This window comes from Paenibacillus sp. RC73, from assembly GCF_044908085.1.
Lineage (GTDB): Bacteria > Bacillota > Bacilli > Paenibacillales > Paenibacillaceae > Paenibacillus > Paenibacillus terrae_A.
The window spans coordinates 552,196-571,209 of record NZ_JBIYCV010000001.1; the positions used below are offsets into that span (position 1 = coordinate 552,196).

General features: G+C 48.5%; 18 protein-coding genes. 3 read left to right on the top strand and 15 right to left on the bottom strand.

What is annotated here, in order from left to right; genetic code table 11:
* Positions 1 to 11: 11 nt before the first annotated feature.
* From ABH897_RS02580 to hemE, 10 genes are all read right to left on the bottom strand, one after another.
* Entirely contained in the window at positions 12 to 1,001 is a 990-nt protein-coding gene (locus ABH897_RS02580; protein ID WP_404591115.1) for an aldo/keto reductase family protein, read from the bottom strand.
* A 282-nt stretch (positions 1,002 to 1,283) separates the two neighbouring features.
* Entirely contained in the window at positions 1,284 to 3,230 is a 1,947-nt protein-coding gene (locus tag ABH897_RS02585) for an ABC-F family ATP-binding cassette domain-containing protein (protein WP_404591117.1), read from the bottom strand.
* Positions 3,231 to 3,350: 120 nt separating this feature from the next.
* Positions 3,351 to 3,935 carry a TetR/AcrR family transcriptional regulator gene (locus tag ABH897_RS02590; RefSeq protein WP_404591119.1) on the bottom strand — a complete coding sequence of 195 codons (585 nt, stop codon included), beginning with the start codon at positions 3,933 to 3,935 and terminating at the stop codon, positions 3,351 to 3,353.
* Between the two features lie 17 nt (positions 3,936 to 3,952).
* The gene (locus ABH897_RS02595) at positions 3,953 to 4,759 is read right to left on the bottom strand and encodes a DUF92 domain-containing protein (protein WP_283655462.1); all 807 of its coding nucleotides are present in this window, start codon (positions 4,757 to 4,759) and stop codon (positions 3,953 to 3,955) included.
* A 214-nt stretch (positions 4,760 to 4,973) separates the two neighbouring features.
* A complete protein-coding gene (locus ABH897_RS02600; RefSeq protein ID WP_283655461.1) occupies positions 4,974 to 5,597 on the bottom strand; it encodes a fumarylacetoacetate hydrolase family protein in 624 nt (207 codons plus the stop codon).
* Positions 5,598 to 5,631: 34 nt separating this feature from the next.
* Positions 5,632 to 6,405 carry a glycerophosphodiester phosphodiesterase gene (locus ABH897_RS02605; protein ID WP_404520963.1) on the bottom strand — a complete coding sequence of 258 codons (774 nt, stop codon included), beginning with the start codon at positions 6,403 to 6,405 and terminating at the stop codon, positions 5,632 to 5,634.
* Between the two features lie 74 nt (positions 6,406 to 6,479).
* The gene (locus ABH897_RS02610) at positions 6,480 to 7,967 is read right to left on the bottom strand and encodes a CapA family protein (protein WP_404591121.1); all 1,488 of its coding nucleotides are present in this window, start codon (positions 7,965 to 7,967) and stop codon (positions 6,480 to 6,482) included.
* A gap of 156 nt (positions 7,968 to 8,123) precedes the next feature.
* Entirely contained in the window at positions 8,124 to 9,569 is a 1,446-nt protein-coding gene (gene hemG / locus ABH897_RS02615; protein ID WP_404591123.1) for a protoporphyrinogen oxidase, read from the bottom strand.
* A gap of 7 nt (positions 9,570 to 9,576) precedes the next feature.
* Positions 9,577 to 10,518: a ferrochelatase gene (hemH, locus tag ABH897_RS02620; protein WP_404591125.1), complete on the bottom strand. Its 942-nt coding sequence runs from the start codon at positions 10,516 to 10,518 to the stop codon at positions 9,577 to 9,579.
* A 31-nt stretch (positions 10,519 to 10,549) separates the two neighbouring features.
* Entirely contained in the window at positions 10,550 to 11,596 is a 1,047-nt protein-coding gene (gene hemE / locus ABH897_RS02625; RefSeq protein WP_283655457.1) for a uroporphyrinogen decarboxylase, read from the bottom strand.
* 230 nt (positions 11,597 to 11,826) lie between these two features.
* Here hemE and ABH897_RS02630 point away from each other — a divergent pair, with 230 nt between their 5' ends.
* Entirely contained in the window at positions 11,827 to 13,047 is a 1,221-nt protein-coding gene (locus tag ABH897_RS02630; RefSeq protein ID WP_044646322.1) for an MFS transporter, read from the top strand.
* Positions 13,048 to 13,171: 124 nt separating this feature from the next.
* Here the strand turns inward: ABH897_RS02630 and ABH897_RS02635 are convergent, their stop codons facing one another.
* On the bottom strand, positions 13,172 to 13,816 hold the full coding sequence (locus tag ABH897_RS02635) for an O-methyltransferase (RefSeq protein WP_404520966.1): 645 nt from the start codon (positions 13,814 to 13,816) through the stop codon (positions 13,172 to 13,174).
* Between the two features lie 157 nt (positions 13,817 to 13,973).
* Here ABH897_RS02635 and ABH897_RS02640 point away from each other — a divergent pair, with 157 nt between their 5' ends.
* Positions 13,974 to 15,134: a THUMP domain-containing class I SAM-dependent RNA methyltransferase gene (locus ABH897_RS02640; RefSeq protein WP_404520967.1), complete on the top strand. Its 1,161-nt coding sequence runs from the start codon at positions 13,974 to 13,976 to the stop codon at positions 15,132 to 15,134.
* A 239-nt stretch (positions 15,135 to 15,373) separates the two neighbouring features.
* Positions 15,374 to 17,383, top strand: coding sequence for an LTA synthase family protein (locus tag ABH897_RS02645; RefSeq protein ID WP_404520968.1), 2,010 nt, complete (start codon positions 15,374 to 15,376; stop codon positions 17,381 to 17,383).
* Between the two features lie 152 nt (positions 17,384 to 17,535).
* Here the strand turns inward: ABH897_RS02645 and ABH897_RS02650 are convergent, their stop codons facing one another.
* The 4 genes from ABH897_RS02650 to ABH897_RS02665 all read right to left on the bottom strand — a co-directional run bounded on the left by ABH897_RS02650 (position 17,536) and on the right by ABH897_RS02665 (position 18,895).
* Positions 17,536 to 17,805 carry a hypothetical protein gene (locus tag ABH897_RS02650; RefSeq protein ID WP_404520969.1) on the bottom strand — a complete coding sequence of 90 codons (270 nt, stop codon included), beginning with the start codon at positions 17,803 to 17,805 and terminating at the stop codon, positions 17,536 to 17,538.
* Positions 17,806 to 17,898: 93 nt separating this feature from the next.
* Entirely contained in the window at positions 17,899 to 18,120 is a 222-nt protein-coding gene (locus ABH897_RS02655) for a YuzB family protein (RefSeq protein ID WP_014280826.1), read from the bottom strand.
* Positions 18,121 to 18,143: 23 nt separating this feature from the next.
* Positions 18,144 to 18,446, bottom strand: coding sequence for a heme biosynthesis protein HemY (locus ABH897_RS02660; RefSeq protein ID WP_014280825.1), 303 nt, complete (start codon positions 18,444 to 18,446; stop codon positions 18,144 to 18,146).
* Positions 18,447 to 18,628: 182 nt separating this feature from the next.
* The gene (locus ABH897_RS02665; RefSeq protein WP_283655453.1) at positions 18,629 to 18,895 is read right to left on the bottom strand and encodes a hypothetical protein; all 267 of its coding nucleotides are present in this window, start codon (positions 18,893 to 18,895) and stop codon (positions 18,629 to 18,631) included.
* Positions 18,896 to 19,014: the final 119 nt, after the last annotated feature.

The following is a 19,014-nucleotide window of genomic DNA, read 5'->3' on the forward strand; positions in this document are numbered from 1 at the left end:
AGCGCCTAATCTTAACCCGTTTTACTCGGATCAAGTTCAACAACGCCGTTTAAAATACTGTCAATTTGTCTCATAATCTCCCCTTCGAGACGGACACCCGCAGCTTTTACATTCTCCTTTACCTGCTCTGGCTTGGAAGCACCGATAATAGCTGAGGACACTTGCGGGTTTTGTAAAACCCATGCTACTGCAAGCTGTGGTAGCGTCAAACCATTTTCCTGTGCAATCGGCCGGATCAGCTCCACTGCCTGAAGGACCTCTTTACGTAACCATTGCCCGGCCAAGCGTTCGAAAAATGGTGAACCTGCTGTCGTAGAAGCACGTGAACCCTCGGGAAGCGGCTTGTCTACTGCATATTTCCCAGAAAGAATACCCTGTGCCAGAGGTGACCAAACGACCTGTCCAATTCCTTCCTGCTCACAAGCGGGAATCACTTCAGCTTCAATAATACGCCAGAGCATGGAATATTGGGGTTGACTTGCCACGAAGGGGACCTTTAGTTCTCTCGCTAAATCCGCTCCTTGCTTTATCTGGTCTGCTGTCCACTCGCTCACCCCTACATACAAAACCTTCCCCTGACGAACCAAATCGGATAATGCCAAAAATGTCTCTTCTAGTGATACGGTTGGATCAAAACGATGTGCATAATAAACATCAATATAATCCGTCTGCAAGCGTCGAAGAGAAGCATGGCAGGCCTCCATAATGTGCTTGCGGGATAGCCCTTTATCATTCTGTCCGGTACCTGTTGGATGAAAAACCTTTGTGCATAGTTCAATACTTTCACGTCGTATTCCCTTTAAAGAATGACCTAAAACCGTTTCCGCCATCGTTTCTGAATAAACATCAGCGGTATCAAACGTTGTGATTCCTGAATCTAATGCAGCATGGACACATGCTTTCGCCGTGGTGTCATCCACTTGTGCACCGTGGGTTATCCAGTTCCCCAATGCTATCTCGCTTACCCTCAAGCCGCTTTTTCCAAGTTTACGATATTCCATTTTGAATGCCTCCCTTCCATATAAATTTGATTATAGCAAGCAAATTTTAATATTAGAAATATATAATAAACTGATTATTAATACGAAAAACATATTAATTAATTCATTCAATACATTTGCATAATGATAGGTAGCTTCGAGTTTCCAAGTCAGGACATGAGTTGTTTCCACGACCGATGTACTGGAATAAATACGAAAAAGCAAGCCTCCAGTGCTTAACGGAGACTTGCTTGTTTAAGTAACGACGGAAAAACGATTCACGCAATATACTTGTTTCGTATTTTAAGATTTGCTTTGTTCAATTTGCTCGGCCAGCTCGTTCAGATAGGTCCAGCGCTCCATTTGATGCTCCAAATGCTGTTCGGCCTTTGTTTGCTCAGCCATAAGCTCTTGTAGTCGTGCGGAATCATTGAAAGACTCTTCCATCTGTCGCTGGATGCTAGCCAACTTCTCCTCAGCCTGTTCGATCAATTCGTCAATTTGCTCATATTCCCGCTGTTCCTTAAAGGTGAATTTAAGCCTGGTTTTGCTAGTCTCCTTAACTGAATCCGAAGCATCCGCAGACTTAGACGTGGAAGACTGAGCAAAAGAAGTACCCGCGGGGACAGGCGGATTCGAAGCGGATTGAGCATTTTTACTGATCCATTCTGCATACTCGCTGTAATCGCCCACATGCACACGTACCTGTCCTTCTCCTTCGAATGCCAGTACCTTGTCTACTGTCCGGTCCAGGAAATACCGGTCATGGGAAACGATAAAAACAACACCCGGAAATTCATCCAGATAGTCTTCCAGCACGGATAGAGTCTGAATATCCAGATCATTCGTTGGTTCATCCAGTAACAGTACATTCGGTGCGGACATCAGCACACGAAGCAGGTACAAGCGCCGTTTCTCGCCCCCTGATAACCGGGAAATGACCGTCCATTGCGAGCTTGGCGCAAACAGAAAACGCTCCAGCATTTGCGCGGCTGTAATAGCCGAACCATCTGCTGTCCGGATCACTTCGGCTTCTTCCTTAATGTATTCGATGACACGCAGCGATTCGTTCATTTCCTGATGCTCCTGGGTAAAATAACCGAGCTTCACGGTCGGTCCCACAATCACACTGCCTGAATCCGGTTCTACGCGCTGTGCAATCATTTGGAGCAGAGTCGATTTTCCGCTACCATTGGGACCCACAATCCCGACCCGGTCACCGGGCACAGCGATATAGCTCAAATCCTGAATCAGCTTACGGGAACCTACCGATTTGGACAGGTGATCCAGCTCCAGTATTTTTTTACCGAGACGCGTCGAGGCTACCGACATGTCTACAGACCCGGAACGGGCTTCCGGCTGCTGATCCTTAAGCTGTTCAAATCGTTCAATACGCGCTTTCTGCTTGGTCGAACGGGCTTTTGCCCCCCGGCGAATCCAGGCTAGCTCATTGCGCAACAGGTTTTGCCGTTTTTGCTCCGAAGATGCTTCCCGTTCCTCGCGTTCCGCCTTTAGCTCCAGAAAATGGGTATAGTTGGCCTCATAGCGGAAAAGTCGACCATGATCCAGCTCCAGCATGACAGTTGCCACTCTATCCAGAAAATAGCGATCATGCGTAATCATCAGCAACGCGCCGCGTCTTTTCTGCAAATACTGCTCCAACCATTCAACCGACTCATTATCAATATGGTTGGTAGGCTCATCCAGAATGAGTAGCTCACAGGGCTGGATCAAAGCTGCTGCCAAAGCAACACGTTTACGCTGTCCACCAGAGAGCACTCCCATACGTGCCTCAAACTGCGTAATACCCAGCCGGGTCAGTATGTTTTTGGCCTCACTCTCCAACTGCCATGCCTGGAGCGTATCCATTTGCTGGCTTGCCCGCAACAGGCGGTTTTGAAGCTCCTCGCTGCCCGGATTCAGCTCCAGCATCTCCATCGTTTCCGTATATTCGCGCACCGCCTTCATTTCCGGCTGGTTGCCGTGGAAAATATGTTGGAGTACCTTCACCTCGGGGTCAAACTCCGGATTTTGCGCCAAATATTGAATGCGTACACCGTTGTTGACCGCAATATTGCCATCATCCGGTGGCTCCAAGCCGGAAATCACGCGTAAAAACGTCGATTTCCCAGTGCCGTTCACACCGACCACTCCTATTTTGTCACGCTCATCCATGCCAAAGGAAGCATCCTCAAACAGCATTTTTTCGCCATAGCTTTTCGTTATATGTTCAACGGTCATAATATTCATACGGATTCCCTACTCTTCCCCTATTTTGTGATGCATCTTGTTTATTTTAACACAGTCACACCAAATGATTAAAAAAACCGTGATCTGAACGAAGTCAGTACGGTTTCTAGCTTTACAATATCACGATCTGTGTATCCCGCTGCCGGCTTCACAGCCGTACATAAACAAGTTAGTCGCAAATTCAGCCGTCTGATCCACATCGCATTCACAGAAATCTTTATCCAGTAAAATGTCCATTTTGAGGCGCTCCATCATGCCAATGAAAGCCTTCGCATGAAGCTCAGGCTGCTGCACACCCTCCAAAGCCAGTTTGTTTTTGACCATATCGGTATAATCCTGAATAAATCCGCGCATAAACTCCATTAAATCAGGGTCATTGTTCGGGGTCATAAAAAACAACTTGGTATGCTGCTTGCGCTTGTAGTAGTAATGTAAGTGCAGATTTGCCATTCGCAGCAGTCCCTCCTCCAAAGCGCGGTTAGCCAATGCGCCCTGCATTTCAGCCAGGTATTGCTCGCAATCTCTGCGCGTGACCGCTGTAAACAGCTGTTCTTTGCTTTTGAAGTACAAATATACCGTGCCTTTGGCGACACCCGCCTGTTCTGCAATCTCGGAAATCTTGCTTTCATAAAAGCCTTTGGTGCCGAAGACTGTGTAAGCGGCGTCCAAAATGGCCTCATATTTATCTCCATGTATACCGCCCATCTTCGCACCTCCCTGTACTAGAGTATAAACAGAATGCCTGCCAGAGCGACCAGCCCCCCGAAAATCGAACTGATGCTATTCACTCTATCATTGCTCATCCAACGCCAGCCCCGCACATAGACCGTCGGTTGTCCACAGTGCGAGTCTACCTCTACTTCCCGGCCGCAAACCGTGCAGGAACGCATCATTTGCACCGTAGCACCGAGATAGGAATCGGCGAAGGCCCCCGCACTACCAGATATTCCCCCGATCAGTGCCCACAGCCATAGCGGCAAGCCTGGCATTCCTATGGCGTGTCCAAAGACCCATGCGCCTATTCCAATCAGAACTCCCCCAGCCAAGGCCGCAGCTGTCCCCAGAACAGATACACCTCCCGAGGTTCCGGGTGCCAGCACCTTGCCATTCAGTATCGAGCGAGGCGGCTTGCGGCTCAGGCTGCCAAATTCCGTTGCCCACGTATCCGACGTGACTGTAGCCATGACGCCAACAAAAGCCAACTGCCAGGCAACATGAGGCCAGATCGCATAGCACAAGCATAACAGCATACCTAATCCCCCGTTGGCCCATACCTGACCAGCATCCCGATTTCCGGTTTTGGCATACGATTTTTCAAGCTCTGCCTTGCGCTCCTTTTTGAACCTCGACAGCAAGGTCGATGTAATGAAGAACAGGAGCAAGGTCCCGAACCAAAACAGGTTACCTGCACCATAATACACGGTTCCCATCAGCACAGCCGCCGCAAAGCCCGATAAGGTTAAGGATTTTTTATAAAAAGCAGCTCCCGCCACTACTGCAGCGCCAAGCAATCCGATGATCCAATCCATGATATACCCCCACTTTGAAATGAATCTCTCGTTTTTCATTTTTCAGTTCGTAATTTATTGTACAACGCTCTACACTTATATAAAAACCGTGTCCCATGCTATGGCACAGGACACGGCCCTTACATTCTTGCCTGCGGAAATCCCCCCATACTGCCCAACTACCAAGAGAACTCCCTTTTTAACCAACTTAATTGATGCAATCACACGAATTAACTTAACCAATTGTGCAGCTTCCTTGATGGTCAGTTCCCCAAAATAGCTCGAAGCGATCTCCACTCGTTGCAGGCCCTACACCTGCCGGAGTGCCTGTAAAAATAATATCGCCTTCACCCAGTCCATAATGGGTCGCTATGTAATCAATGATATGCTCGATGGAAAAAATCATATCCTTGATATGGCCACGCTGTACTTCCTGCCCATTTTTGAGCAATGAAAAATCCTGCTGCTCCAGCGTGTCCAGTTTCTCTAAAGGCAAGAACGGTGTAACGGGAGCAGAAAATTTGAAACCTTTAGCCGCCGTCCATGGGTGACCCTTTTTCTTGAGAACGCTTTGTACATCACGCAGGGTAAAATCAATACCAAAGGCAAATGCACTCAGAATCGTTTCCGCAGACATACCCGGTTCGTAATTACGGCCTACCGCCACGACCAGCTCTGTCTCATAATGAATGTCTCCTTGATCTTTAGGAAGCTCCAGTGTTGCACCATCCAGCGGTACTACCGCATGGGAAGGCTTTAAAAAAATCATCGGTTCTGTAGGAACCTCATTTCCCAGTTCCTCGGCATGCAGCTTATAATTGCGCCCGACACAGTAGACATTACGAATTTCTACGTTCATTACGACCGTCACCCTTCCCGCGTATATAGTCCAATTATTTAATAAATAGATTACGTATATAGTGCCACATCCGGTGCTTGGAATGCAAAAAAACCTGCTCCCAGCGATCCGGCCAATTGGTACAAATCATCAATTCAGGATGTAATGAGGCCAATCTTCGCATAATGCTACGGTCATCCACTGTCCACGCCATGACAGTGATACCGCGTCCGGTCAAGTCTTTCATCAGCTTTCGGTCCAAACGCGGGTAGCCCATGGATAGAAAAGAGCATTGCAGCCCTTCCAACTGCTTTGCCAGATCATCCGGACGAGCATCAATAATCAGCCCGGTACGGATACCTGGAGCCAGCTCTTTGGCCCGACGTAAAGCGGAACGCTCAAAAGAGGTCAATACCACTTCATTCTCCATATCCCGCGCCACAATTTCACGGAGTACCGCCTTCTCCAGCCCCGGATACATATCCCCTGCGGTTTTTAGCTCAATATTGAGCGATACGCGGCCACGACACAGATCCAGCACTTGTGCGAGAGTAGGAATCCTTTCTCCTTGATATTCCGCGCTTTTCCAGCCACCAGCATCCAGACGTTTCAGCTCTTTCCAGTCCGTATCCTTCACTCGACCTGTGCCGTTAGTCGTGCGCTCCAACGTGAAATCATGGATGACCACCGGAACGCCGTCCTTCGACAGTTGTACATCCAGCTCAATCCAGCGCACAAACAGCTGATCGATCGCAAGCTTAAAGGCCGCCAACGTGTTCTCGGGAGCAATTCCCGAAAAACCACGGTGAGCCACGCACAAATGATCCATTCCGGTTATGACCTCCATCCACAAGTGGTAGCCTCAATACAGACCAGCCTCGTGTAAAAGATTTCCTTCGACAACTATCGGGCGGTTACTGAACCGTCTGCGCCTACAGAAACATTAGCCGGTGACATCGCCGCTACTCCTTGCAAAATTTTGCCGGCCTCCGCATCCTTCATTGGAACTGGTTGCCCCAGCTCCGCCCGGTAAGGAGTCAGCTTCATCCTGCAAGCCCCAGCCCGGGTACAGGTTGCCTGAAATATCGCTGTATCCCAGGTGGCTGGTACTGTAGATTTAGAAAAAATAAAATTGCCTGTGCTGTAAGCAATCCATTTGCCTTTATACTGCTCCATCCCCTGTAGCACGTGCGGGTGACCTCCAATTACAAGATCTGCCCCTGCATCAATAAAAGCATGCGATAGCTCGGTTTGATGAGGCTCCAATACAGTTACGCGCTCCTTGCCCCAATGGGCAATGATAATAACCAAATCAGCCTGCTTGCTCGCCTCACGAATCGACTTCACGATCGCGGTCGAATCGTAGGCTCCTGCAACACCGGGCTGTTTGGCGCCTGCATTCCAGTTGGCCTCGGGCATAACCCGTGTAGCTCCCAACAACGCAATTTTAATACCTTTACGTTCAAAATAGTGCGGAGCATACGCTTCTTTTGTATCACGCCCGGCTCCGGTATACGCTATATCATTTTCTTTCAAATATTTCAGCGTATCCAGTAATCCGTCTGTGCCCTGATCCAAAATATGATTGTTGGCCAAATTTACAGCGTCTATTCCTGCCGCAGCCAACGCAGTCAACGCCTTGGGAGAAGACTTATACACATACGTTTTATTCAGCGCACCCACGCCCCCGGTTGTAACCGGCGTTTCCAGATTGGCTATCGTCAGATCGTCCTTGCGAAACAGATTTCCAAGATATTGATATGGGAAATCAAATCCGTTCTTTTCCAACCGCTGCTCAACCTTACCGGAAAACTGCACATCCCCTACAAAATGGAGCGTGACTGTCGGTGAAGCTGTTCCATCCGATGCCATGTTCTTTCCCTGCTCCGATTCGTTGGGGTCAGTAGAATTTCCGCTGTCCGATGCATCCTTATTTGAAGAGCTGTTCGGTGATTGCCCTGCGTTCTCTGAAGATACTCCTGATTCTGACGAGTTGCCTTCGGGAACATTTGTGTCAGACGTTGTCACGGGGCGGCTGTCTGTATCTGTAGCAGTATCAGAAGAATGCTCCGTTTTATCGTCATCAGCTTGCTCGCCTCCATTGGAGCTATCGTCCATTTGTTCATTTGAAACGGCTGTAACGTTCTCTCTTATCGGGCTAGAAGACTGTCCTCCACCCGCAGAATCCGTTTTGGCCTTGTTCTCCTGTTGCAATAGTCCGGCGTTTTCCGCAAGAGAGCTACTCTCCCTGTGTTCAAATATGTAATAATATCCAAAAAGACCTACGATCATAAGCAGCAGGACAAGATTCGTAATGATCCAGGCCTTGCCTATTTTTCGCTTCCTTGCTTTCTTTCGACCTTCATTTTTCTGTGATCTGGGAGGGTACATTCTTCACTCCTTCTATGCTGTTGCATATGCATTACTTTCCTAAAATGATCCGGCGCTTTTGACACCTTCTCCATTATATATCAAATTTCGGTATAAATAGAACCCCTCGCTTGGGATTGCGAAGGGTTCGTTATTCAAGTTGCTCCATTCATTTAATTATACCTGTACCTCGACCGCTTCCCGTTCCGCAGCTTGGACGGCGACAGAGGCCCATTCCTTGGCCTGACGGATACAATCCGGCAAGCCGATAGCATCATAGCCGGCACCCAGAACATACACTCCCGGCATCGTTGTACGCAGTTCTTCCCGCAGATCGGTGATAGCCTGCGGGTGTCCTACCGGATATTGCGGCATGGAGTGGCGAAGACGGGTAATTTCCGTAAATAGTGGAGTCGCCGTAACGCCCATCATGTCCTGCAAATCCTTACGTACCAGCGCAGTCAGTTCATCATCGGGTAGCTCCACCGTTTCTTCGGCTCCGGCACGCCCTACATAACAGCGCAGCAGTACCTTATCATCTGGACTGGTATGCAGCCACTTGGCGGACGTCCACGTACAGGCCGTCACACTGCGTCCCTCTTTACGAGGAACCAGAAAACCGGAGCCATCAAAGACATTCTCGATGTCTTTTTTATTAAAAGCCATGACCACATTTGCCACGGACACGTAATTAACGGCTTCCAGTGCCGCCACCTTTACATGTCCCCGCAACAACGGCGCAGCGGCAAAATTCGGAGTCGTGATAAATAGATCGTCCGCCTCCAACGTCTTCCCATTATCCAGTACAACATGGTAGATGCTTCCTTCACCGTCTGCTGTCTTTGTGAACTCTGTAACAGCAACGCCTATACGCAAATCACAGTCATGCAAGTCATTCAGTAACGCATGTACCAAACTTTGCAGTCCTTGTCGGAAGGTCAGGAAAGCACTTTTTTTCGTGCCTGTATGCGTCTCGGCTGGCTTTCTTCCGGTCATCATCCCGTGAATGAGGCTTCCATATTGCTGCTCTACTTCAGCAAATTGCGGGAAGGTCGCCTGCAAGCTCAGCGTCTTCATATTGGCAGCATATATGCCAGCCAGCAGCGGCTCGGTTACATTTTCCAGCACTTCTTTGCCCAGTCGGCGTTCGATAAAATCACCCAAGGCTTCATCACCGGGTATGCGCCGAGGCGGAATAACAAAGTCCATCATGGCCCGCAGCTTGCCGCCCAAAGAGATGAGCCCGCTTCGCAGAAATGGTTGCAGCTCCGTCGGAATTCCCAGTACCAGACCGGGGGGCATCGGATGAAGCTGACCTTCATGCAAAATGTATGTTTTTTTCGCCTCAGGATTCGTGCTTACCAACTCATGATCCAGCTCCAGCTCTTTCGCCAGGTCGATCATAGCCGTTTTACGGGCCAGAAAGGAGTCCGGCCCTTTTTCAATCACAAACCCGTCTTTATGCAACGTTTCGATTTTCCCGCCCAGCACCGGGGCCTTCTCCACCAGCGTAATCCGTGGTGTGTAGCCTGCTTCTTTGTACATTTTACGTGTATAAAAAGCTGCGCTCAGTCCGGTCAATCCTCCGCCTACAATCACAATGTTGCGTAATTTTTGCTCCATTATGTCCTCATCCCTTTTTCCATTGGTCTATGATGACATCGCTAAGCGTCTCCATGTACAATGGATCACTGTTAAGTGAATCAATCCGCTGGAAACGCATATCCAGTTCCTTCGCTAAAGCCTGCGCCTCAATATCCAGATCGTACAGTACCTCTAGATGATCGGAAACGAAGCCGACTGGCGCAGTCAGCACATATTCAACCTGCTCTTCCTTGAGACTATGCATGGTATCCAAGATGTCAGGACCGAGCCAAGGCTCTGCTGTGCGACCTGCACTCTGCCACGTAAACTGCCAGTTGGTGATTCCTGCCTTATCCGCAATTGCTTGCGAAGTAGCCATCAATTGCTCTACATAAGGGTCACCCATCGCCAAAATCCGCTCAGGCAAGCTGTGCGCACTGAACAATACACGTACCTCGTCCCGATTCGCCCCTGCCTCTTCGAAAAGCGCCAGCTTTGCATTCACACGTTCGGTCAACGTCTTGATCAGCTTTGGATGAAGATGATAGCTTTCCACAAACGATATAGCCAGCTCCAGTTCCTGTGCCTTGGCCTGTGCTCGCTTGATATAAGTGCCTACACTCATTACGGAATAATGCGGAGCCAGCACGGCACCTACCGCTGTACGGATACCATCTTGCACCATAGCCTCCACACCATCCTCGATGAACGGCTTGGCATGTTTGAGTCCCTGATAGCAGACAAATTCAATATCCGGGTTACGATTTTCCCGATTTAAGGTTTCTTGCAGATTGTGAACCTGACGATCCGTATTTTGACGTAGCGGAAATACACCGCCCACAATGGCTTCATAACGGTCCTTTAATTCTTTCAATTGCTCCGGGGAAGGAGCGTTACCACGACGAATATGCGTATAATAGGCTTCCACCTGATCCAAACTTTCCGGTGTCCCGTAGGACATAACCAGTACACCCACTTTGGTTTTCATCAGCACATCACCTCTTAACATTTTGGATTGATTACTTCTTTGTCAAAACGGAACGGGAATACTCGTGCACATACTCTGTAAGCTCTCTCAGCTTATCTAACGAAGCTTCTGGAAATAAACCGTGACCCAGATTAAAAATATATCCTGGCTCCAAAATTCCTTCATCCACAATCGTTTTCGCGTACTGTTTAATTACATGTATCGGCGCTGTGAGCACGTAAGGATCCAGATTTCCCTGCACACCAAAAGCATTACCCAAACGACGGCGTCCTTCAGGTATACTCACCCGCCAGTCCAGTCCGATCACATCGGCTTTTACCCCGCCCAGCAGCGGAAGCAACTCACCGGAGCTTACACCTGGAAAATAAATTTTCGGTACGTCCAGATCGGACAGCTCATGGAAAATACGTGTAATCGTCGGCAGCACAAACGTTTGGAAATCATGAGGCGAAAGCGCCCCTACCCAGCTGTCAAACAGTTGAAATGCCTTGCCGCCGTTAGCGATATGGGCACGCACGTATGTAATAACCATGTCTCCAAGCTTGTCCATCAGCCGACGCCATAATTCAGGCTCTCCGTACATCATGGCCTTAGTGCGGATATATCCCTTGGACGGTCTGCCTTCTATTAAATAACTAGCAATTGTAAAAGGAGCTCCGGCGAACGTAATCAGCGGTACCTCCAGCTCACGGTCCAAAATACGGATCGTTTCCAAAATATGACCCAGATCTCGTTCTACATCAATCGGGCGCAGCTTGTCCACATCCGCCGCAGTACGAATCGGATTATCAATAACCGGACCAATATTTTTGACAATATCAAAATCAACCCCCAGCGAGGCCACCGGATTCATAATATCAGAATATAAAATAGCAGCGTCCACCCCGAGCTTGCGCACGGGCATTAAGGTCACTTCTGCGGCCAGCTCGGGCTGACGACAAATTTCAAGCAACGTGTATTTCTCTTTAATTTTGCGATATTCAGGATCATACCTTCCGGCCTGCCGCATGTACCATACGGGAATATGATCCACAGCCTGCTTGCGGCAAGCGCGGATAAAGGTATCGTTGTAGGTCATGACTTCAGCCTCCAGTTCGAATCGTAACTACTGTGTTTTATTATGCCCTTTTTCAAGAGTCGTAACAACCGCCACTGGCAGACAATTCATGACAAACCCATGACATTTGGATAAAGTTTCAATGAAGTGTGCTATACTAGAGAAATGGCTTTTTTAAAGCTCCGGGAAGTTCTACTTAGGATAAGTAGTTTTGCATCAGCAAGAAATGACAGAAAGGAAGTGAAAGCACATTGAAAACGTGGGAGACGTGGAAAGTCAATCTCATTGTGCTTTGGTTCGGTCAGTTTCTGGTCAATGCGGGTATTACGATGATTACTCCATTCCTCGCCCTCTATCTGGCTCAAGACCTTCATGTGAAGGGAGAACATGATATCGGGCTGTGGGCCGGAGTTATTTTTGCCGCAAACTTTTTGACTTCATTTATGTTCCAGCCTCTATGGGGCAAGCTGGCTGACCGATATGGACGCAAAGCAATGCTACTCCGCTCGGGTTTCGGTATGGCTCTGGTGATCGGCTGCATGGGTTTGGTCACCCATCCGTGGCAACTGTTGGCGCTTCGTCTGCTGAACGGTACGATTTCGGGTTTCAATCCGGCTTCGATTTCTCTGGTGTCGGGTACCACACCCAAAGAACGGACCGGTTTCGCTATGGGGATTATGCAATCCGGTCAGATGGCGGGTACGATTCTCGGCCCTCTGATGGGCGGTTTTTTGGCTGACTGGGTTGGATTCAGACCGATCTTTTACATTACAGGCGCTCTTATTCTTGTAGCCTCTCTCATCGCAATGTTTCTGGTTAAGGAAGATTTCAGCAAAGCCGAAGCTGCACGAATACCGCAAATTTCGGTTCTTGCCGGATTAAAGGAGCTAAGCCATACGCCCCAGCTTCCGGCTCTGTTTACCGTAACGTTCCTGCTCCAGTTTGCCATGATCAGTACGGTATCTTTGTTGCCGTTATATGTGCAAAAGCTGTATGGGTCGGCAGAAGGAATTGCGCTCATTGCTGGCTTTGTTACAGCCATTACCGGCGTATCCAATATGGTCGCTGCGCCGCTGCTTGGAAGATTGAGTGACAAGATCGGGGCACACCGCATTTTGACCCTCGCTCTGCTCGGAACAGCACTTATGCTCATTCCACAGGCTTTTGTCAATCAGGTGTGGCAGCTCGTCACGATTCGTTTTTTCATGGGTATATTTATGGGCGGTCTGCTGCCGAGCGTAAACGCGCTGATTCGCACGTATACACCGGAAGGCATGGAAAGCCGTTCGTTCGGCTTCAATACCAGCTCGCTGTCGCTTGGTAATATGCTGGGCGCTGTCATTGGCGGGGTGCTGTCCGGATTTATCGGCATCGAAGGACTATTCATCATGTCAGGTGTCCTGCTGATCGTCAACATATTCTGGGTACGTATGAAGCTCTACGATCGTAAGCCAGCACCTGATTTCAGGTAAAATAGCCCTCTCGTAAGGGCAACCTTCCAGAACAGACAAGAACCTCCGATCCACAATTTTGTGGACAAGGAGGTTCTTTTTTGTATAGCTACTTTTTGTATAGCTATATAAGTAGTATTACAACCTATTTTACTCGTGCCAATGCCAATCCGTCATAGGCTGGCAAAAGCGTACTAACCAGCCGTGGGTCCGTAGCTATCGTTTCGTTAAAGCGTCTCACAGCCTGTACGGCAGGGCCGTTCTTGTCGGTATTAAGCGTCCGTCCGCGAAGGAAACAGTTATCTCCCGCAATAATGGCTCCTGGATTCGCCAGAGCAATCGCATATTCCAGATACACCGGGTAATTTTCCTTATCGGCATCGATGAAGAAAAAATCGAAGGTCCTCCCCTCTTCCTGAAGCTCCTTCAGGCTGTCCGCTGCAGGTCCGAGACGATATTCGACACGGTCACCGTAGCCGTTTTCCTCCATATGTCTATGTGCCAGTGCCGCATACGCTTCTTTCAGCTCCAATGACACAATGCGTCCCTTTTCTCCCAGCCCACGGGCCAGACATAATCCGCTGTATCCGCCTAATGCGCCAATCTCCAGTACCTGCTGCGCGCCGGATACCTCAATCAGAAAGGTAAGCAGCTTCCCGTAAGGATGAGCCACCGATACCTCAGGCATTCCCTCTCCAACAATGGCCTCCCTGATGCCGCGGAGCGCTTCATCCTCCTGTACCAGTTGGTCTACATATTGTTCAGGCGTCATATTGGGTGTAATTTCCACGTTTCATCTCTCCTTCTCGCTTTATCATAACGCAGGTTGAAAGCGATGTCCTTCGTAAATTATTTGCCTTAATTATTTGTCTCTTCGTGTACAATGACCTATACTATAGGGATTGAAACAAGCTTATATGATTATGGGGACGGAGTGAATACGTTTAATGACTCAACTGCAACTAATTGCAACTGCGCCGATGGGACTTGAAGCCGTCGTGGCTCGGGAGCTCAGAGAACTCGGATATGAGGACCTGACCGTCGAGAATGGCCGCGTCGTTTTTTCCGGTGATTATATGGATATATGCCGGTGTAACCTGTGGCTGCGCACATCAGACCGCGTTCTTATTAAAATGGGTGAATTTGCCGCAACCACCTTCGATGAGCTGTTTGAGGGCACCAAAGCTTTGCCATGGCAGGATTGGATTCCTTTGGATGGTGAATTTCCTGTAGAGGGACGTTCGCACAAATCACAGCTTAGTAGCGTACCAGCCAGTCAGGGAATCGTCAAGAAGGCGATTGTGGAAAAGCTCAAGGAAACCTATCACACGGATTGGTTTGAGGAGAACGGCCCTCGTTATGTTATAGAGGTCATTCTCTTAAATGACCGTGCATTGCTAACGCTCGATACGACGGGTCCGGGGCTGCACAAGCGCGGCTACCGCAAGCTCGTAACGGAGGCACCGCTCAAAGAGACTATGGCTTCGGCTCTTATTCAGCTTAGCCGCTGGACCCCGGATCGACCATTCTATGACCCGTGCTGCGGTTCCGGTACTCTGCTGGTAGAAGCAGCAATGCAGGCATGGAATATTGCCCCGGGATTGAGACGTACCTTTAACTCGGAGGACTGGCCTGTCATTGGTCGCGAGCTTTGGGATCAAGCTCGTGACGAAGCGATGGATTTGACCCGCGATGACATTCCTTTCGAGATTGCAGGCAGCGATATTGACCCGGGTGCCATCGAAGTCGCAGAGGCAGCTGTAAAGGCGGCAGGCTTCGCTAAAGATATCTCCCTAAAGGTAATGCCTGTAACGAAAGTCAGACTTGAAGGCCAATATGGTGTGATGATTACCAATCCACCCTATGGTGAGAGATTGAGCGAGCAATCCGAGGTGGAAAAGCTGATCCGTTCACTCGCACGCACGGCAGCGGAAATGAAGACATGGTCCTTCTTTGCTATCAGCTCCACCAAGCAATTCGAGCACTATTGGGGACGCAAAGCCGATAAGAGACGCAAGCTGTTTAATGGCCGGATCGAATGCCAATACTATCAGTATCTGGGCCCTCTACCGCCGCGCCGCAAAGATACTCCGCCGTTGCAGTCTTAAATAGATGATGCCCAGGCCAGGAAGCGAACCATCCGTTCGCCTCCTGGCCTGATTTGTGCTGTTCATAGGATAAAAATGTGGCTTTCCCCTGCTGTACTGGAAGGAAAATGCTGTATTTTCTTTACTTAATCATTGAAATGCGCGGGATGAGCGCTATAATAATTAAAGGCGATTTCGGTTTTAACATTACGTTAATATGTAGTTTATACTAGCCGAACATTTATGCCGAAGGGGGTAAAGTGTTGGTTATTCGCACGGCCGGTGCAAATCGCACTGGAAACATGTTCAGCAGAATGCTGCTGTCCCGATATTTTGGGTTTGGTCTGTTTTTTGTACTTATGATTGGCAAGCTCGTTCTGATCCACCATAACCTGCATGCCCAAAATATTGACATGAATCCGCTGGATTATGTCATCGCTATCGGTTCGCTCCTGCTTGTGAGTTTTTGGACCCTATGGCTGTCAAGGCGCGGACGTTTGGTCGCTCTTGTAGTGCTCGATATTTTGCTTACCGCTCTCATTTATTCTGACATGGTTTATTATCGGTATTTTCAGGATTTCATTACGATCCCCGTCTTGCTTCAAGCTGGACAAGTTGATTCCTTGGGTGGAAGTATCGCATCTCTGATGTACTGGTGGGATCTTTTCTTTTTTGCAGACTGGATACTGTTCATTCCGTATGTGATGTTCATGGCTTCCTTACGGCGTCGGTATGTAACAAGTGATCCTTACTTCAAAACGTCCCGCCGCTCATTCACCAAAAGCTTTCTGCTTCGCTTCTCCAAAGGAGCGCTGGCCTTCCTGATCGGCTACATTTTTACCTTTGGACCGATTAAATATTATACGTCCACGTGGGCAACCGGCATATTCGTCGGTAACTGGTGGTCGATGGCCCTGTACAATGTAACCGGGCTGATCGGATTTCACGGGTACGACATTTACCGCTATAGTCAGGATCATCTGGGATCCCAGCCTACGCTGGCTCAGGCGGAGTCCGATAAGGATAAGGAATGGTTTAATCAGCATCAAAAGCTGCTCCAAGTGAAAAATGACCTATCCGGCAAGTATAAAGGCAAAAATGTGATGGTCATTCAAGCTGAAGCGTATATGAACTTTTTCATCGGCAAAAAAATCAACGGTCAGGCCATTACGCCTAACTTTGACAAGCTGACGAAGGAAAGCATGTATTTTAACAATTATTATCACCAGACTGCGCAGGGCCGTACTTCGGACGCGGATTTCTCTACACATGCTTCTCTGCATCCGCTCCCTACAGGCTCGGTATTCATCCGTTATGCGGACCATAAATTCGATACGTTGCCTTCTATTCTAAAAGATACTGGCTACAGCCCTAATGCATTTCACGTATACGACAGCAGCTTCTGGAATCGCTATACAATGTATAAGGCAATGAACTATGACAAGTTCTACAGTAAAAAGGATTTTGAGATAGATGAGCCACTCGGCTGGTCACTGGGAGACAAATCCTTCTTCCGTCAAACGCTCAATGATCTCACCACTGAAGTAAAACAGCCGTTCTACGCCTATATGGTCGGAATTTCGAGCCACCACCCGTACAATCTGCCACCAGACGCCGTGGATCTGGACGTTGGTGAGTTTGAAGGGACCATGTTCGGAGACTATCTGAAATCCGTCCATTATGTGGACGAAGCACTAGGCGAGCTGGTCGATCAGATGAAGAAAGACGGATTGTGGGATAATACGATCCTCATGTTCTACGGGGATCACGACAATTCTATTAAAGATAAGGCACTGTATGAGAAATTTCTGGGTAAACCACTCACAGATCTCGACATGCAAAAAATCATGAACCAGGTGCCACTGCTAGTACATCTTCCCGATGGAAGCCGCGCGGGAACTTACACTGAACCGGCAGGACAGCTTGATCTGACACCTTCGGTGATGCATCTGCTTGGCATTTCAACGAAACCGTATTACTTTATGGGTAATGATCTGTTCAGCGAAAAGCCTCGTATGGTCGTGCTGCGCAGTGGCGCTTTCACTGATGGTCGTGTGTACTACATTCCATCTGAGGATGGCACGTTCTCCAAAGGAACTTGTTACAACCTCACCACAGGCCAGCCTACGGATGTGAACGCCTGCGGACCGGGGTATACTGAAGCACTCAATCGGTTGAACATTTCCGATCAGGTGATCACATATGATCTCATTCGCCAATGGGAACCGGAAATCAAAGAAGTCACTGCGACTCCTTCGACATCCAATTAAATTTTCTGAGGAAGGTTGCTTACACAGCACTCTTCCCAGATTCCCGGAAAGATAATACCAACAAGAAAAGCCCGATCAAGCAGCATATGCTGATGATCGGGCTTTTTGTATTCTTGAGCTAGTAAACCGCGCTCATTTACATTTACGAATGCTTATGGGCGCAATGCTTTTTTGGCTTGCTCCAGCCGTTGTGCTTCTTCACCAAGCATTTCCTCAGCAACCTCTACCGCATCGTCGCCAAGGCTGTCCTTCGCCTGCTCTAAAGCATGCTCCGCATGAGTACGGGACTGCTCCGCCTGCTCAATCAGTTGCTCAGCCGGATGTGACAGTGCCTGAGAAACGGCATGGTGAAGCTTGTCTACCGAGTTTTGCGTTTGGGCCTCGACACTGTGATTGTCGAGATTGGAATCATATTGGGCCATGAGTCACTCCTCCTTCTGGGCAGTGGTCTGCATCCATTAGCATGGATCAGAAGAAGGGGAACTATACAAAGCTGTGAATGCTGCGTACTGGAATTATTTTATAAAACGCGCAGCCTTCTCCAATACTTCATCCTCTGTAGCTGCACTTATATAACGTCCGTTCACATATACAAACGCCCGCTTTCCACAAGGACCGCAATACGATTTGCAACCGATTTTGATCTCCGCATCCGGTGCCATCTTTTGCAGCTTGGGCAGGATCGTTTTCAAGCGAATATGATTGCATTCATCACATACGCGAATATCATTGGCCATCTGTCATCCCTCCGTGCTCCGGCTTAGTGGTCGCCGTGATTACCTTGGGAAGGGTTAGTAATGACAAATCCTTCTTCGGGGAAGTATAAGTAATCAATTTTTACACCATCCAGCAGCGGCTGGCCGTTTTCCAAAATAACATCAATGCCTTTATCTGTAGATACGACGGTATCTGTTTCTTTAGGCGTGTCCAAATCCAGCCCGTAATGAGCATGGTCTCCATGGGAATGAGTAATGACAACGCGCAGGCTCTTCCCTTGGTTTTCTTCTTTATCCAATTCAAGCTTCAATACTTTAGCTGCGTTGCGAGTAATTTTGCAATTCATCAACTTCATCTCCTTCATATTAATCAAATGAAGTGTGGTCCATCGGAGTATGAATATCCGTGCCACACAATTTAACAGGTAAATTCAACAACTACAAATAGCCTCTATACTAGAAAGGCAATATTCCTATTGTAAAGAAAATGGCGAAAAATCGCAATCACGAAATTCATAAGCTTTTATTCCTACTGGACACGTACGTGCTGCTTCTCAAGCACATCGGGATATTTACGTTCAGCGCGGGTCACAAACCAGTTCATCAGCAGCAGCGTCACCCCAATGTCGTCAATGGGCATAAATGGCATGACATCTGGCAACACCCAATAGAGCAATACAGGGACGGCAAACAGCAATTTTTCACCCAATGGAATCTTCGACGAAGTAATAAACCGGGGCATGCGACGAAACACATGTGACCATTGACGGAGAGACAGTAATCTTTTCCACTTCATAGGTTGTTCACTCCATTTCCAATGCTCCTAAGTATATATACCCCATTGAAGGGACATGTAAGAGGAACACTTGTAAAACACGTGCTCCTCCTAATACGTGCTGATAAACCATGGAGTTT

What these genes read in the sequence shown, in the direction of transcription:
- ABH897_RS02595 (WP_283655462.1), bottom strand. Translation starts at nt 4,759, where the DNA reads ATGGATTGGATCATCGGATTGCTTGGCGCTGCAGTAGTGGCGGGAGCT.
- ABH897_RS02660 (WP_014280825.1), bottom strand. Translation starts at nt 18,446, where the DNA reads ATGAATTGCAAAATTACTCGCAACGCAGCTAAAGTATTGAAGCTTGAA.
- ABH897_RS02640 (WP_404520967.1), top strand. Translation starts at nt 13,974, where the DNA reads ATGACTCAACTGCAACTAATTGCAACTGCGCCGATGGGACTTGAAGCC.
- ABH897_RS02605 (WP_404520963.1), bottom strand. Translation starts at nt 6,405, where the DNA reads ATGGATCATTTGTGCGTGGCTCACCGTGGTTTTTCGGGAATTGCTCCC.
- ABH897_RS02655 (WP_014280826.1), bottom strand. Translation starts at nt 18,120, where the DNA reads ATGGCCAATGATATTCGCGTATGTGATGAATGCAATCATATTCGCTTG.
- hemH (WP_404591125.1), bottom strand. Translation starts at nt 10,518, where the DNA reads ATGAAAACCAAAGTGGGTGTACTGGTTATGTCCTACGGGACACCGGAA.
- ABH897_RS02665 (WP_283655453.1), bottom strand. Translation starts at nt 18,895, where the DNA reads ATGAAGTGGAAAAGATTACTGTCTCTCCGTCAATGGTCACATGTGTTT.
- ABH897_RS02580 (WP_404591115.1), bottom strand. Translation starts at nt 1,001, where the DNA reads ATGGAATATCGTAAACTTGGAAAAAGCGGCTTGAGGGTAAGCGAGATA.
- ABH897_RS02585 (WP_404591117.1), bottom strand. Translation starts at nt 3,230, where the DNA reads ATGAATATTATGACCGTTGAACATATAACGAAAAGCTATGGCGAAAAA.
- hemG (WP_404591123.1), bottom strand. Translation starts at nt 9,569, where the DNA reads ATGGAGCAAAAATTACGCAACATTGTGATTGTAGGCGGAGGATTGACC.
- hemE (WP_283655457.1), bottom strand. Translation starts at nt 11,596, where the DNA reads ATGACCTACAACGATACCTTTATCCGCGCTTGCCGCAAGCAGGCTGTG.
- ABH897_RS02600 (WP_283655461.1), bottom strand. Translation starts at nt 5,597, where the DNA reads ATGAACGTAGAAATTCGTAATGTCTACTGTGTCGGGCGCAATTATAAG.
- ABH897_RS02610 (WP_404591121.1), bottom strand. Translation starts at nt 7,967, where the DNA reads ATGTACCCTCCCAGATCACAGAAAAATGAAGGTCGAAAGAAAGCAAGG.
- ABH897_RS02590 (WP_404591119.1), bottom strand. Translation starts at nt 3,935, where the DNA reads ATGGGCGGTATACATGGAGATAAATATGAGGCCATTTTGGACGCCGCT.
- ABH897_RS02650 (WP_404520969.1), bottom strand. Translation starts at nt 17,805, where the DNA reads ATGGCCCAATATGATTCCAATCTCGACAATCACAGTGTCGAGGCCCAA.